General features: G+C 55.3%; 14 protein-coding genes. 8 read left to right on the plus strand and 6 right to left on the minus strand.

From position 1 onward, the window contains the following. The first annotated feature begins 134 nt into the window (after positions 1 to 134). A complete protein-coding gene (locus H7R56_RS03800; RefSeq protein ID WP_106929715.1) occupies positions 135 to 425 on the plus strand; it encodes a DUF2623 family protein in 291 nt (96 codons plus the stop codon). 30 nt (positions 426 to 455) lie between these two features. Here the strand turns inward: H7R56_RS03800 and yghU are convergent, their stop codons facing one another. Beyond that, positions 456 to 1322, minus strand: coding sequence for a glutathione-dependent disulfide-bond oxidoreductase (gene yghU / locus H7R56_RS03805; RefSeq protein ID WP_106929717.1), 867 nt, complete (start codon positions 1320 to 1322; stop codon positions 456 to 458). Positions 1323 to 1574: 252 nt separating this feature from the next. Here yghU and gss point away from each other — a divergent pair, with 252 nt between their 5' ends. The 3 genes from gss to H7R56_RS03820 all read left to right on the plus strand — a co-directional run bounded on the left by gss (position 1575) and on the right by H7R56_RS03820 (position 7518). Then, positions 1575 to 3440 carry a bifunctional glutathionylspermidine amidase/synthase gene (gss, locus tag H7R56_RS03810; protein WP_106929719.1) on the plus strand — a complete coding sequence of 622 codons (1866 nt, stop codon included), beginning with the start codon at positions 1575 to 1577 and terminating at the stop codon, positions 3438 to 3440. Positions 3441 to 3574: 134 nt separating this feature from the next. Next, positions 3575 to 4756, plus strand: coding sequence for an aminotransferase-like domain-containing protein (locus H7R56_RS03815; protein WP_182928515.1), 1182 nt, complete (start codon positions 3575 to 3577; stop codon positions 4754 to 4756). 464 nt (positions 4757 to 5220) lie between these two features. Then, on the plus strand, positions 5221 to 7518 hold the full coding sequence (locus H7R56_RS03820) for an FdhF/YdeP family oxidoreductase (RefSeq protein WP_106929723.1): 2298 nt from the start codon (positions 5221 to 5223) through the stop codon (positions 7516 to 7518). On the opposite strand, the gene H7R56_RS03825 is transcribed toward H7R56_RS03820, so the two are convergent. The 5 genes from H7R56_RS03825 to murQ are packed head-to-tail and all read right to left on the minus strand — an operon-like array spanning position 7515 to position 11312. Next, a complete protein-coding gene (locus H7R56_RS03825; RefSeq protein ID WP_182928516.1) occupies positions 7515 to 7805 on the minus strand; it encodes a DUF202 domain-containing protein in 291 nt (96 codons plus the stop codon). The genes H7R56_RS03820 and H7R56_RS03825 overlap by 4 nt on opposite strands. Then, positions 7802 to 8137, minus strand: a complete 336-nt coding sequence (locus H7R56_RS03830) for a YidH family protein (RefSeq protein ID WP_106929727.1) — start codon at positions 8135 to 8137, stop codon at positions 7802 to 7804. The genes H7R56_RS03825 and H7R56_RS03830 overlap by 4 nt, the downstream gene beginning before the upstream one ends. Next, positions 8134 to 8994, minus strand: coding sequence for a MurR/RpiR family transcriptional regulator (locus tag H7R56_RS03835; protein WP_106929729.1), 861 nt, complete (start codon positions 8992 to 8994; stop codon positions 8134 to 8136). The genes H7R56_RS03830 and H7R56_RS03835 overlap by 4 nt, the downstream gene beginning before the upstream one ends. Before the next feature lie 58 nt (positions 8995 to 9052). Beyond that, positions 9053 to 10408 (minus strand): PTS transporter subunit EIIC, encoded by a 1356-nt coding sequence (locus H7R56_RS03840; RefSeq protein ID WP_106929731.1) that lies wholly within the window; start codon positions 10406 to 10408, stop codon positions 9053 to 9055. Then, entirely contained in the window at positions 10398 to 11312 is a 915-nt protein-coding gene (gene murQ / locus H7R56_RS03845; RefSeq protein ID WP_106929733.1) for an N-acetylmuramic acid 6-phosphate etherase, read from the minus strand. The genes H7R56_RS03840 and murQ overlap by 11 nt, the downstream gene beginning before the upstream one ends. A 191-nt stretch (positions 11313 to 11503) precedes the next feature. On the opposite strand from murQ, the gene H7R56_RS03850 reads away from it, so the two are divergent. The 4 genes from H7R56_RS03850 (at position 11504) to fimA (ending at position 15616) form a co-directional block, all read left to right on the plus strand. Continuing rightward, positions 11504 to 11845 (plus strand): TehB family protein, encoded by a 342-nt coding sequence (locus tag H7R56_RS03850; protein WP_106929735.1) that lies wholly within the window; start codon positions 11504 to 11506, stop codon positions 11843 to 11845. A 48-nt stretch (positions 11846 to 11893) separates the two neighbouring features. Continuing rightward, positions 11894 to 12523: a deoxynucleoside kinase gene (locus H7R56_RS03855; protein ID WP_106929737.1), complete on the plus strand. Its 630-nt coding sequence runs from the start codon at positions 11894 to 11896 to the stop codon at positions 12521 to 12523. A gap of 466 nt (positions 12524 to 12989) precedes the next feature. Next, entirely contained in the window at positions 12990 to 13970 is a 981-nt protein-coding gene (locus H7R56_RS03860; RefSeq protein ID WP_000019402.1) for an IS5-like element IS5 family transposase, read from the plus strand. Between the two features lie 1094 nt (positions 13971 to 15064). Beyond that, entirely contained in the window at positions 15065 to 15616 is a 552-nt protein-coding gene (fimA, locus tag H7R56_RS03865; RefSeq protein WP_106929741.1) for a type 1 fimbrial major subunit FimA, read from the plus strand. The last annotated feature ends 12 nt before the right edge of the window (positions 15617 to 15628 follow it).

Genomic DNA, 15628 nt, shown 5'->3' on the forward strand with positions numbered 1-15628 from the left:
GTCGCGATCACACTGCCGCGAATTGGCGCACGAAAAGGCGCGGCTTTCCCCTTTGGGGGTAGCGCCGAAATAGCGCTAGGCATCGCTTAAAAAATCGCTATATAATTTTATATATAACGATTGAGGAGACGTCGATGGATAACCATTTTGGCAAAGGGTTGATCGCGGGTCTGAAGGCGCCTTATGCCGACAGCGCGCAAAAAGTGATTGGTTTTTGCACCGATTATAAACGCGGGTTTGTGCTGGGATTTTCGCACCGGATGTTTGAGAAGACGGGGGACCGCCAGCTGAGCGCCTGGGAAGCGGGAATTCTGACGCGGCGCTATGGCCTCGACAAAGAGATGGTCATGGATTTTTTCAGAGAGCACGATTCCAGTACTACCGTGCGTTATTTTATGGCGGGATACCGTCTGGAAGGGCAATAAAACCGGGCGCAGAGCGCCCGATTAACGCCGCTACTGCTGACGCTTATCTTCCGTGTTGGTGTCAAAATCGCTAGCGTCATGCCGCTCGTGCAGCTGTTCATTCAACGGGCCGCTGGTGCGGTTCACCATGCGGCCGCGCTGCACGCCCGGGCGGCTGGCGATATCTTTCGCCCAGCGCATTACGTTCTTGTAGCTTTCGGCATCCAGGAACTCCGCCGCGCCGTACACGTTGCCCAGCACCACGTTACCGTACCATGGCCAGATGGCGATGTCGGCGATCGTGTACTCTTCGCCCGCCACGTAGCGACCGCGTGCCAGCTGTTTATCCAGCACGTCGAGCTGGCGTTTGGCTTCCATCGTGAAGCGGTTGATTGCGTACTCAATTTTCACCGGCGCATAGTTGTAGAAGTGGCCAAAGCCGCCGCCGAGGAACGGCGCAGAGCCCTGAAGCCAGAACAGCCAGTTAAGGGTTTCAGTACGCCCTGCCGGATCTTTTGGCAGGAAGTGGCCAAACTTTTCCGCCAGATACAACAGAATATTGCCGGACTCAAACACGCGGGTTGGCGGGGTGGTCGAGTGGTCGCGCAGCGCCGGGATTTTCGAGTTCGGGTTCACCTCGACAAAACCGCTGGAGAACTGGTCGCCCTCACCAATACGGATTAACCACGCATCGTACTCAGCCTCCGTAACGCCCAGTGCCAGCAGTTCCTCAAGCATAATAGTGACTTTCTGACCGTTCGGCGTGCCGAGGGAGTATAGCTGTAACGGATGATGGCCAACCGGCAGCGTCTGTTCATGCGTTGCGCCGGAGACGGGGCGGTTAATATTGGCGAATGCGCCGCCGCTGTTTTGCGTCCACTCCCAGACTTTGGGTGGCTGATAGGTGTTCTCTGACATAATCGCTCGCCTTATATTGATGATGTGTTTGGACAATCAAGTTTAGCAGCCTCAGGCAAAAATCCGCGCTAACCTGCCGCGCATCCCGCGTACTGAAACCGCCAGGTATTGTGGATGCCCATTTTTCAGATGAATATTTTTCCTCCGCAGCGGCCATCCTCGCCTGCACGGGTGTATGATTAATCCACTTTTGTTGGATTAATTTCAACGTGCGGGGCGATAAAAATCGCGACGCGCGTTTGAGGAAGGTTCATGAGCACGGGAAGTACCAATAGTGACGCCCCATTTGGCACGTTGTTGGGGTATGCGCCGGGTGGCGTAGCGATTTACTCTTCGAATTACAGCAGCTTAAAACCGGGCGACATGCCTGACGACGCCTCGTTTCGTAGCTACATTGATAACGAATACATGGGCCACAAATGGCAGTGCGTTGAGTTTGCCCGCCGCTTCCTGTTTATCACCTACGGTTTTGTCTTCACCGACGTCAGCATGGCCTATGAAATCTTCTCCCTGCGCTATCTGCGCCAGGTGGTGAACGACGCCATCCTGCCGCTACAGGCTTTTGCCAACGGCTCCCGTCGCCCGCCGCTCGTCGGTTCGCTGCTTATCTGGCAGAAAGGCGGCGAGTTTAACGAAACCGGCCACGTGGCGGTGATTACCCAGTTGCTGGGGAATAAGGTGCGTATCGCCGAACAGAACGTGCTGCATTCGCCGCTGCCGGCAGGGCAGCAGTGGACGCGCGAGCTGACGCTGGAAGTAAAAGACGGGCACTACACGCTGCATGATACCTTCGACGACACGACGATTCTGGGCTGGATGATCCAGACCGACGATGCGCGTTACAGCCTGCCCCAGCCGGCCATTGCCGGTGAAGCGCTGAAGCTGGGCGGCGCACGCCTCGACAACCACGGTCAGTTCGACGGTGAATGGTTGAACGAAAAAGACTCGCTCCAGCAGGCCTATATCGCGGCAAACGGCCACGTGATTAACCGCGATCCGTACCAGTACTTCACCATGACCGAGAGCGCGGAGCAGGAGCTCATCAAGGCGACTAACGAGATGCATCTGATGTATCTCCACGCCACCGATAAAGTCATGCGCGACGATAACCTGCTGGCGCTGTTTGATATTCCGAAAATTCTTTGGCCGCGTCTGCGCCTTTCGTGGCAGCGCCGCCGCCACGACATGATTACCGGGCGCATGGACTTCTGCATGGATGAGCGCGGGTTGAAGGTGTACGAGTACAACGCCGACTCCGCCTCTTGTCATACCGAAGGCGGGCTGATCCTCGAACAGTGGCTGAAAACCGGCTATCGCGGCAACGGTCATAACCCAGCGGAAGATCTGCTGGGTGAGCTGGTCGGCGCGTGGAAGCACAGCCTGGCACGGCCGTTCGTGCACATCATGCAGGACAAGGATCTGGAAGAGAACTACCACGCGCAGTTTATGCAGCGTGCGCTGGAGCAGGCGGGCTTTGAGAGCAAAATTCTTCACGGTCTTGATGAACTGCACTGGGATGCTGCCGGCCAGCTGATTGACGGTGACGGACGGCTGGTGAACTGCGTGTGGAAAACCTGGGCATGGGAAACGGCCATTGAGCAGGTGCGCGAGGTCAGCGAAGACGAGTACGCGGCGGTGCCGATTCGTACCGGCAGCCCTGATGGCGAAGTCCGCCTGATCGACGTGCTGCTACGCCCGGAAGTGATGGTCTTTGAACCGCTATGGACGGTGATCCCCGGCAACAAAGCGATCCTCCCGGTACTGTGGTCACTGTTCCCGAACCACCCATACCTGCTGGATACCGACTTTGAAGTCAGCGAGCATCTGGCGAAAACGGGCTACGCCATTAAGCCGATTTCCGGGCGCTGCGGCAGCAATATCGATCTGGTCAGCGGCCACGACCAGCTGCTGGATCAGACCAGCGGGAAATTCGTCGATCGGAAAAATATTTACCAGCAACTTTGGTGCTTGCCAAACGTGGCCGGAAAATATATTCAGGTATGTACCTTTACCGTCGGCGGTAACTACGGCGGCACCTGCCTGCGCGGCGATGATTCTCTGGTGATAAAAAAAGAGAGTGATATCGAACCGCTGGTGGTCATTAAAGATAACGAATAAAGGCAAGCAGGCCGGATAAGGCGGAGCCGCCATCCGGCAATCTGTGTTGGGTTGCCTGATGGCGCTTCGCTTATCAGGCCGACGTAAAGAAAGCCTGCAATCAACACAACAACAAGACAGAAAAGGAACATAGTATGCACGACAGGCGACTCGCCGCCCGCGCGCGGGAGCTTAAACCCTCCGCCGTCCGCGAACTCCTCAAACACAGTAAACTGCCCGGTGTTATTTCGCTCGGCGGCGGCATTCCGGCACCGGAGCTTTTTGATACCGAAGGGCTGGAGCTGGCGGTGCAGAAGGTGATGCGCGAACGCTTCAACGATGCGTTCCAGTATGGGCTGACCGAAGGCTATCCGCCGCTGCGTCAGGCCGTCAGCGAACTGTGTCAGGCGCGCGGCGTGGCCTGTCAGGCAAGCCATGTTTACATCACTTCCGGTTCGCAGCAGTCGCTCGATATCGTGGCGCGCACCCTGCTCGATCCGGGCGACACGATTGTTGTTGAACGCCCGACCTATCTGGCGGCGCTACAGGTGTTCCAGCTGGCGCAGGCCAATATTCTGAGCGTTGATACCGACGACAACGGAATGCTGGTAGAGCAGCTCGCCGAACGGCTGGCGACCACGCGGGTTAAAGCCGTGTACCTGGTGCCCACTTTCGGCAACCCGGGCGGCAAAACCCTGAGTGACGATCGCCGCCGCCGTCTGGTTGAGCTGGCGAAGCAGTATGACTTTGTCATTATTGAAGACGATCCGTACGGTGAAATCAGCTTTACGGACGAAGTGCAACGCCCGTTGTACCAGCACGCGCTGGAATTGGGCTGTGAAGATCGCGTGGTTTACACCTCAACCTTCTCGAAAATTCTTGCGCCGGGAATGCGTATCGGCTGGATCGTGATGCCGGACTGGCTGGCACAGCAAACGGTGATCGTGAAGCAGGCGGCGGATCTGCATACCAACATGCTGTCACAGGTGATTACCGCGGAGTATCTCACCATGAATCGCCTGGAAAGCCAGATCGCGCTGATTCGTGAAGATTACCGTAAGAAGTGCGATGCGCTGGCCGACGCGCTGGAAAGTCGTCTGGTCGAGCATCTGGAATTCAGTCGTCCGAAAGGCGGGATGTTCCTGTGGGCGCGTTTCCGCTATCCGTTTGATACCATGAAATGGCTGGAAAAAACGCTGGAAAATGGCGTGGTGTATGTGCCGGGTGAAGCGTTCTATAACGACAATCCGGATACCCGCACGCTGCGTTTATCCTACTCAACGGTGTCGCAAGACGGGCTGATGACCGCCGTAGAACGTCTGGCTAAGTCACTGTAGTATTTGATATTCCGCGCCAATGGCTGGCGCGGAACCCCCTCCCCGAATTTATTCCGGTTCGGCAATTCTGTCGTCAAGCCAGATCAGCATCAGCGATGCCAGAAAGGCGACGGCGGCGGTGCCAATAAATAACAACATAAGAAATTCCTCAGCTTATTTTTATTATTATTCTGCTGCTTACCAACGTGTTCGATTTTGTCATCGTCGACATCACAGGGCCCAGTGAAAAAAGAGACAAGAAAATAAGAGGTTGTTCGTATCAGATCAACCCCTTTTTTCATGTGGAGTCCGTGCGTGTTTTACGTCATGACCAGGCAAAAACGCGCGCACTATGCCACCCGTTGGGGGCAGCGCACTAACCCGTTGAGCGTACGCCCACCGTACCCCGTGAAGAGGAAATCATTAGGCAAGGGAACTTGCTACCGTATTCGCTATTGAAAGGGCGTAAAAAATAAGCGGTAAAAATGAACAACGGCGTTCCGGGTGTAAGCGGTTATCAAGGGCCGGCAGGGGGATGGGGGGCGGTGAAAGCGGTCGCCGCTTCGGTATTTTCACAAAAGGCCGTTGCGCGCGATATTATCGCCATGTTCCGCATGAACCAGGTGAAGGGCTTTGATTGCCCCGGCTGCGCCTGGCCTGACCCGGGCCATCGTTCGCCGATGGAGCTGTGCGAGAACGGCGTAAAAGCCGTTTCCTGGGAAACGACCAGCAAGAAAGCCTCGGTGGAATTTTTTCGCCAGCATACCGTCGCTGAACTGTGGCAATACAGTGACTATGAGCTGGAAAACAGCGGCCGGTTAACCCATCCGATGAAGTACGATCGTGAAAGCGATACCTGGCAGCCGGTTGACTGGCAGGTTGCCTTCGCGGAAATCGGCGCGCGCCTGCGCAGCTATGCCTCTGCGCAGCAGGTCGAGTTTTATACCTCCGGGCGTACCTCCAACGAAGCGGCGTTTCTGTACCAGCTTTTTGCCCGGGAATACGGCAGCAGCAACTTCCCTGACTGCTCCAACATGTGCCATGGGCCGACCAGCGTCGGGCTGACGCAGGCGATTGGCCTGGGCAAAGGCACCGTTGAGCTGGCGGATTTTGAACATTGCGAGCTGGTCATTTGTATTGGTCATAACCCGGGGACTAACCACCCGCGCATGCTGAGCACCTTACGGGAAGTTGCGCAGCGCGGCGCACGCATCATCGCGATCAACCCGCTGGCAGAGCGTGGCCTGGAACGCTTTAGTTTCCCGCAAAGCCCGACCGACATGTTCAAAGGCCATTTCACGGCGCTCAGCCATGACTATTATCAGGTCAAAATGGGTGGCGATGCTTCGCTGCTAAAAGGGGTGATGAAAGCGCTGATTGAAATGGATGAAGCCCGTATTTTGCTTGGCCAGGAACCGTGCCTCGACCGCGCGTTTCTGGTTGAGCATACCCACGGCTATCAGGCGCTGTATGATGATCTGCACCGCTGCCAGTGGGCGGATCTGGAGCAGGATTCCGGCCTGACCCGCAGCCAGATGGAGGATCTTGCCTACCGCTATGATAAATCTAATGCCACCATCATTTGCTATGGCTTAGGGATCACGCAGCATAAGAACGGCACCGAAAACGTTCAGCAGCTGATCAATCTGCTGCTGCTGAAGGGAAATATTGGCAAACCCGGCGCGGGAATTTGCCCGCTGCGCGGCCACTCAAACGTGCAGGGCGATCGTTCGGTAGGCATCAACGAAGCCGCCTCAGAGGATTTCCTTCAGCGTCTGGAAGCACGCTTTGGTATTCAGGTATCGCGTGAGAACGGGCGCGCCAGCGTTGAGAGCATTCGCGCGATTGAACGCGGCGAGGCGAAGGCGCTGATCTGCTTGGGCGGTAACCTGGCGGTGGCGATGCCGCAGCCGCAGCGTACTTTTGAGGCGATGAAAAAGCTGGATCTCCAGGTTCATGTGGCGACCAAGCTGAACCGCTCGCATCTGCTGATGGCACAGCACAACTATCTGCTGCCGGCGCTGGGTCGCACCGAGCGCGATATACAGGCAGGCGGCATTCAGTCCGTCACCGTGGAGGACGCCATGTCGATGGTGCACGCCTCTTGCGGTGCGCTCAAACCGGCCTCGCGCTGGTTGAAGTCGGAACCGGCCATTGTCGCCGGGCTGGCGCGGGCCACGCTGCCGGACTCGCCGGTCAACTGGGAAGCGCTGGTGGGCAACTACGACCTGATTCGCGAAGCGATTGCCGACGTGATTCCGGCGTTCGCCGATTACAATGCCCGCATTGTCGCGCCGGGTGGTTTCCGTATGGATACGCCGGCATCGCGCCGCGAATGGCATACGTCGACGGGCAAGGCCAATTTTGTGGTCAGCCAGCGGCGCGCCGTCGAGCGCGAGCAGCAGCCCGCCGAAGCCTTAGTGCTGGCAACGCTGCGCAGCCACGATCAGTACAACACCACCATTTATGGTATGAACGATCGCTATCGGGGTATTAGCGGCCGCCGCGATGTGGCGTTTTTAAGCCAGCAGGAAGCCGACGCGCGCGGGCTGGCGGAAGGCGACGTGATTAACATCCAGGCGCTGGATGAGAGCGGAACGCCGAGCGTCGATCGCGCGATGTACGGTCTGACCGTGGTGATTTACAGTATGGCCGCGGGATCGCTCGGCGCCTATCTGCCGGAAGCCAACGTATTGCTCTCGCTGGACGCGGTAGACAGCCAAAGCCTGACGCCAGCGTATAAAAGCGTACCGGTGGTGATTGCTAAAGCGTCGGCTCGCTAGCGGTGCAACAGGAACCAGATACCGGCGAGTACCACGCTCAGGGACAGCCATAAGTGTCGGCCTATCACTCGCGCGTTGACGCAGATTTCCGGTTGGGCCAGCTCCTTTTTGCGGGCGCTGACGGCGCCCAGAATCAGCCGTAGCCCTATCAGGACCAGCGCCAGTTGAAAGGCAAAAAACGCGCCGAGCTTGACCAGCATCATCACCATCGCCGCCAGTACCAACGAGCTGCGCCCCCAGGAAAGCTGGGTGCGCTCTTTTTGTAACCCCGGATCGCGCGAGATCATAGCGCCAGGCCAATCACCAGCGCGCCCAGCAGCATCAGTACGCCAGTCAATAGCGATAGGCTGCGGCTATAGCAAAAAGCCTGTTCCAGCCGCATTGCTTTTTCGTTTTGATACCAGCGCAAAAACGCCCAGCCACCGGCGAAAATGGCGACCAGCGCGAGCAGAATAACCAGCCACTGGCCGTGACGCATGACCCCCAGATGATGCTCGCGCAGCAAGATATCGACGCCGATTGCGGTGGCGAGAAACGCCAGCGCGGTCCGTATCCATGCGAGGAACGTGCGCTCATTGGCGAGCGAAAATCGGTAGTCGGGATCTTTGCCCATTTTCATGACGTGCCGCCTTTTTGCTGGCGTCGATCGATGGTGCGCAGCGCGGTGGACATGCTGTCCGGCGAGACCAGGCTGTTGATGCGGAAGAACAGAATATCGAAGGCGATCATCTGTAAGATTTGCGGTGTGACCATACCGAGCTTCTCGTGCGCCTCGCTATAGCAATAGGGGATCACATATTCAGCAAGCTGGCTAACTTTGTTTTTACCGTAGCGGGTAATCGCCATCGTGTGCGCCCCGCGCTCGCAGGCCAGGCTTAGCGCCTCAACCACTTCCGCCGTTTCGCCGCGCGCGGATACCGCCAGCAGGACGTCGCCGGGCTGTAGCAGAGAAGCCTGCACAATCTGCGTATGGTAATCGTAGTTGAACTGGACGTTCAGACCGCAGCGGATCAGCTTGTGGTTGATATCCAGTGCGATCAGCGCCGAGGTGCCAATACCGACCAGCACGATCTTACGGCTGTCGATCAGTCTCCGGGCGCAGGTGTCGATAATGGGCGCGTCGAGAAGATCCAGCGACCGTTCGATCTTACTGGCGAACAGTACTCTGGCCTTCTCAATCATCAGATCGGTGGGATCGTCCGCCTCAATACCCTCATAGATTTCCTGCCGGCCAGCGGTTTGCTGGGGGCGGCTGGCGGCGGCAAGCCGCAGCTTCAGCTCGGGGAAACCGCTACAGCCCAGCGCCTTGGCATAGCGAATAACCGACGAGTCGCTGATGCCCAATTCTTGCCCCATACGGGTAGCGCTGAGATCGGAAATATCAAAATTTCGTGCAATCAGGAATGTCGAGATACGACGATCGCCGCTGGTTTTGGCATTTGCCAGGGCCTGAATTTTGCTGATGATCGATTCCATTACGTACCTTATCTCTCGTCGTGGGAAAGGGCGCGGTGCGCCCAGTGCCTGATTATGACTATTCTTGCGGATCGGTAAAGCCCAGGATCATGGCGGCGATGAAACCTACAATCCATGCGCTGAGTACCGCCAGCAGGAAAGGCAGAATTTGTCCGGCGCCAACCAGCGGCAGCAGCGACAGCCCGGCGGTGCCGAAGGGAATGATAATGCCCACTTTGCAGGCCGCCATCACTGCGCCGCCCGCCGCGCCGCCGATGCAGCCGGCGATAAACGGTTTACCCAGCGGCAGAGAGACGCCGAACAGCAGCGGCTCGCCGACGCCGATGATGCCGACCGGTAACGCGCCGGAGATGGTTTTTTTCAGGCGCGGATTTTTCGTTTTCAAATAAACGTAGGCCGCTGCGCCAACCTGACCCATGCCGCCCATCGCCAGAATCGGGAACAGATAGTTGAGCCCGAACGTGTCGAGGATCTGCGCATGAATCGGAATCAGCCCCTGGTGTAAGCCGGTCAACAGCAGGAACAGGAAGCCGCCGCCGAGCAGCGCGCCAACGGCGACCGAGCCCGCGGAGTTATTCAGCAAAGACAGCGCCACCAGATCGCCCAGCCACTGGTTTACCGCGTGCGCCAGCGGCTGGAGAATCAACAGCGCGGCGAGCGATGACACAAGGATCGTGACCATCGGCGTTAAAATCAGATCGAGACTCTCTTTGCAGTAACGACGGAACCACAGCTCAAATTTTGCCGCAAAGACGCAGACCAGCAGCACGGCGAAAATCCCGCCGCCGCCCGGCGTCAACGCACTGCCGAAGAGTTTAATATTGGCCAGATCCGGCGCGGCAAGCACTGCCGCCATCACCGCGCCGATAGCGGGGGAGGCCTGCAATTCTTTCGCCGTATTCATGCCGATCATCACCGCCAGTACGGTAAAGACCGCTTTACCCATCACCGTCAGTAGCGCAAACAGATCCTGATGGCTGGCGACAAACTCGGGGCCAATCAAGCGGCAGACGTTGACCAGCCCAAGGATCAGCCCGCAGCCGATCAGCGCGGGGATCGTGGGGACAAAAATGGCGGCCAGGATATTCAGGCTGCGGCGAATGGAGAAGGGTTTACGCACATTGTCGTCTACCGCTGGCGTGACGCCGGCGTGATTCAGGCGTTTGGTCAGGATGCCGGTCACTTTCGAGGCGGTACCCGCACCGACAATAATCTGGAATTGCTCCCCGGCGTCTACCACGCCCTTCACGCCGTCGGTTTTACGCAGCGCTTCGGCGTTAAACCGGCCGCGATCGCGCAGCACCACGCGCACGCGGGTCATACAGTGGGTCAGCGTGACGACGTTGTCGAAGCCGCCAATATGTTCCTCAATGGCGTTAGCGATATGCTCCAGATGTTCTATTTTATTGGCCATGAGCGGCTCCTGATAATAGCTGATCTTTTAGGGCGACAAAGGGTTGAGCGGCTAACGCCAGCGCTGCCTGCGGGGAGAGATTCAGCAGGTTGCTCAGCACCGCCGCACGTACGTTGTAGTTCACCGGGCGTAGTAGCGATTGCGCCTCGGCATTATCGACATCGCAAATCTGCGCCACCATATGTTCAGCCCGGCGTAGCAGCTTTTCGTTGGAGGCTTTAACGTCAATCATCAGGTTGCCGTGAACGCGTCCCAGTTGAATCATGGTGGCGGTGCTGATCATTCCGAGCAGCATTTTTTGCGCGGAACCGCTTTTCATCCGTGTTGAACCGGCCAGCGCTTCGGCTCCGACGTCCGGGGCTACCGCGACATCTGCCTGCTGCGAGATGAGACCTGGGCCACGGGTAGTGAGGGCAATGGTTTTTGCGCCAATCTGGCGCGCGTAGTCGAGCGCCGACATCACGAACGGCGTGCGCCCGCTGGCGGCAATACCGAGAACAACATCCTGCGCGTTCAGCCCGCGAGCGCGTAGTTCGGCTACCGATGCTTCGGTGTCATCTTCGACGTTTTCCACGGCGCGCAGCATGGCGTCCAGCCCACCGGCAATGACCGACTGTACCCGATCCGGGTCGGTGCCAAAGGTTGGCGGGCATTCGGCGGAGTCCAGTACGCCCAGGCGACCGCTGGTACCGGCGCCGACGTAAAACAGCCGGCCACCGCTTTTCATCTGCGCGACAATCAGCCGTACAGCCTGTTCAACCTGCGGGAGCACGCGGCTAATGGCCTGCGGTACGCGAGCGTCGTGTTCGTTCAGCAGCGACAGCATTTCGGCCAGCGGCAGGTCAGCCAGGTGGCAGGTATCGACGTTCTGTTCTTGCGAGATGGTAAAAGCGAGCGGATTCATGCGTAGCCTCTGTTGTTTTTCGACATTTAAATTGTATATAAATGTCGATTGTCGACAAATGGCGATGTGCAAAAGTGTGATGGCTGACGAAGAATGTTGTTCATTTGATAATGAGATTTATTATCAAAATGGCTTTACAGGCAAAATTATAAGATGTATTTTAAATGCATCTTATAGAGCTGGAGGTGAATATGAGCCATCGCAGAATCCCGAAAAACTGGACCATCAAACGTTCAACCCCGTTTTTTACCAAAGATAATGTTCCTGCGGCGCTGCTGAGCCACCACAATACTGCCGCCGGCATTTTTGGTCAGCTGTGCGTGATGGAAGGGACCGTGACCTACTATGGTTTCGCCGACGAGCAGGCAACCGAGCCGGAAGTGAAAGTGGTCATCAACGCCGGCAGCTTCGCAACCAGTCCTCCGCAGTACTGGCACCGTATCGAGATGACCGACGATGCGCAGTTTAATATCAACTTCTGGGCCGAGCCGACATTCTCCGGCGAAGACGTATACAGCGCGAAAAAATCATAGCCCGACGCTCCCCCTGTAAAGAGGGGGAGCCTGCCTAAGGATAGTGCAATGCAGATTGTTGCCATTGAGGCGAATATCGCCGCAGGAAAAACCACGCTGCTCGAACCGCTGGCCCAGGCGCTGTCGAAACAGACGGGTAGCGTCTGGACGGTTGTTCGGGAGCCTGTCGATGAAGACCCGGTATTTCTGGAACTGCTTCAGCTTTTTGTGGAAAGCCCCAATGATGCGGATGCCCGGGTGGCTTTTCAGCTATATATCACTCGCAGCCGCCAGGCGCTGTTGAGCAATATTGCGGAGGGAAATTATGTGATTGAGCGTTCGCTATTTAGCGATATTGTGTTCTGCCACGCGAATTTTCTGACCACCGAGCAACCGTCGGCCCGCTATATGTCCTACTTTTATCAAATTAAGCATTATCTTAAGTGTTACCCGCCGATCGATCTGGTGGTGTACATCGACCGTGATGCAAGGGCCTGCTTTGATGCCTGCCGGGCAAGAGGTCGACCCGGAGAAAGCCAGTATTCGCTGGACTACTTTGCCGATCTTAAGGCGTTTCATGATGCCTGTCTGCCGCAAATCACCCGCCAGTACGGTTCGAAACTGCTGACGCATCGGGTAGGCGCAGGATTTGCCAACCCGGAATCGCTGGCCGGCGAGGTGCTGCAACAACTGCGCTAATCGTTTCTTCAGGCGTGGCGTTTATCATGGGACGCTATGCCTGGTCATTTCTGTTATTAGATTGTAACCCCCCTCTTTGTTATTCCCGCATCGCCACGCCAGCCTGCACGCGTTTATCCAGGTCGCAAAACGACGTCTATACTCTTTATCAGGTAGTTAGCTGTCGTAATAGATACGCTTTCAGGGGTAAATTCTGCAGCGCGAATCCCTTGCGAATCAATTATGGTATTTTTGTTTAAATGGCGTTAATTGATCTGGATCAATTTATATGTTTGTAAAAATTAAGTTAAATTGCGCATCAGGATATAAATTTTACATAAAATTACAATTTGCGCGTGGCGTATATCAATACGTATAACTTCTTATTCTTAGAAAAATCCTAAAAACAAATTCTCTAGGGAAGGTGCGAACAAGTCCCTGATATGAGATCATGTTTGTCATCTGGAGCCATGGAACAGGGTTCATCATGAGTCATCAACTCACCTTCGCCGACAGTGAATTCAGCAGTAAGCGCCGTCAGACCAGAAAAGAGATTTTCTTGTCCCGCATGGAGCAGATTCTGCCATGGCAAAACATGGTGGAAGTCATCGAGCCGTTTTACCCCAAGGCTGGTAATGGCCGGCGACCTTATCCGCTGGAAACCATGCTACGCATTCACTGCATGCAGCATTGGTACAACCTGAGCGATGGCGCGATGGAAGATGCTCTGTACGAAATCGCCTCCATGCGTCTGTTTGCCCGGTTATCCCTGGATAGCGCCTTGCCTGACCGCACCACCATCATGAATTTCCGCCACCTGCTGGAGCAGCATCAACTGGCCCGCCAATTGTTCAAGACCATCAATCGCTGGCTGGCCGAAGCAGGCGTCATGATGACTCAAGGCACCTTGGTCGATGCCACCATCATTGAGGCACCCAGCTCGACCAAGAACAAAGAGCAGCAACGCGATCCGGAGATGCATCAGACCAAGAAAGGCAATCAGTGGCACTTTGGCATGAAGGCCCACATTGGTGTCGATGCCAAGAGTGGCCTGACCCACAGCCTGGTCACCACCGCGGCCAACGAGCATGACCTCAATCAGCTGGGTAATCTGCTTCATGGAGAGGAGCAATTTGTCTCAGCCGATGCCGGCTACCAAGGGGCGCCACAGCGCGAGGAGCTGGCCGAGGTGGATGTGGACTGGCTGATCGCCGAGCGCCCCGGCAAGGTAAGAACCTTGAAACAGCATCCACGCAAGAACAAAACGGCCATCAACATCGAATACATGAAAGCCAGCATCCGGGCCAAGGTGGAGCACCCATTTCGCATCATCAAGCGACAGTTCGGCTTCGTGAAAGCCAGATACAAGGGGTTGCTGAAAAACGATAACCAACTGGCGATGTTATTCACGCTGGCCAACCTGTTTCGGGCGGACCAAATGATACGTCAGTGGGAGAGATCTCACTAAAAACTGGGAATAACGCCTTAAATGGCGAAGAAACGGTCTAAATAGGCTGATTCAAGGCATTTACGGGAGAAAAAATCGGCTCAAACATGAAGAAATGAAATGGCTGAGTCAGCCGAGAAGAATTTCCCCGCTTATTCGCACCTTCCCTATTTCATTGATCTTCTTGTTTTTATTAAGCAATTGATCGATTAGGGCGATCTATATTCATAAAATCAATTGATGATATCTATCAATAATAATGAATTGATCGTTTTTGACGATATATATTGGCTGTGTATATAATTAAACCGAAGTTTAGGTAACTCAGTTTTAGAATCAGGAATTATGGATACTAAATAAAAAATTCGGACATGGTCGTTGGGGTAATATATGAGGCAGTGTATTATCTCGGATAACAGTTTTTTTCTTTTGGCATTGCAAGACGACGAAGTTATTCAGGATGGTAACGTTTCGACAATCCACTCCTGGCAGCTGCGGTCGAAGTGCTATTTACGCACCTCGATCAGCGACATTTTTATTGTTTATATTTCTGATATCGTTGAGCGACATCGGATACTCGGCTTATTGGCTTCGTCTACGTCTCATTGCCGAATTATACTGTTATACAAGATGGATGTTTCCTCCAGCTATGCTTTTCAGGGGCCGTTTCCTTGGCTAGTCTCTGAAAAGATTAGCTTTTCAGAGCTTTACTCATGCCTGTACAAGGCGAGTAAAACTATTTTTGACCAGAGAGGTTTCTCTGAACAAGAGATGATTGTCTTTCGCTATCTCTGCGAAGGGTATTCCGTCTCACAAATAAATAAACTGGCAGGACTCAGCGAAAAGCATATTTATTATTTGAGGCAGAAGACCAAAAAGATGTTTGGTCTGCGTGGGAATAGTGCCGCGACAATCTCGTTTTATCTGGATATATCAAAGCTAAACCCTCGATGGTAGCGCTATTGCAGCCATCCGGATAATCATGCCTATTGTTGGGAACGAGTCGTTTTTACATAAATAAATTTAGTACGTCAGGTGGAGCCTTTGGTGCCCGCCTTCATCGTTGTTTGTAACACGCTGAGAATAATATTCTCAATTAATAAGGAGTAGGTTTTATGGGCTTTCATAAAGTTGCGCTGGTAATTATTTCTGCGCTGTCTCTGAGTTCAGCGGCTGCGCTGGCGGCAGATACTACCACCGTTAACGGCGGCACCGTTCATTTTAAAGGGGAAGTGGTTAACGCGGCCTGCGCCGTCGATGCGGGCTCTGTTGATCAGACCGTACAGATGGGTCAGGTGCGTTCAGCAAAACTGGCAACGGCGGGCAGCACCAGCTCGGCGGTCGGTTTCAATATCCAGTTGAACGACTGTGATACCAACGTATCGACCAAGGCGTCCGTTGCCTTCTCCGGTACGGCGATTGATACCACCAATACCACCGTGCTGGCTCTGCAGGGCTCCGCTTCCGGCGGCGCGACCAACGTAGGCGTGCAGATCCTGGATAACAAAGGTACGCCGCTGGCGCTGGATGGCGCAACCTTCAGCAACGCGACCACGCTGAACGACGGCACCAACGTCATTCCGTTCCAGGCGCGCTACTACGCGACCGGTGCGGCAACGGCCGGTACCGCGAACGCCGACGCAACCTTCAAAGTGCAGTACGAGTAATCCCTAAAGCAG

Source organism: Klebsiella sp. WP3-W18-ESBL-02, from assembly GCF_014168815.1.
GTDB lineage: Bacteria > Pseudomonadota > Gammaproteobacteria > Enterobacterales > Enterobacteriaceae > Kluyvera > Kluyvera ascorbata_B.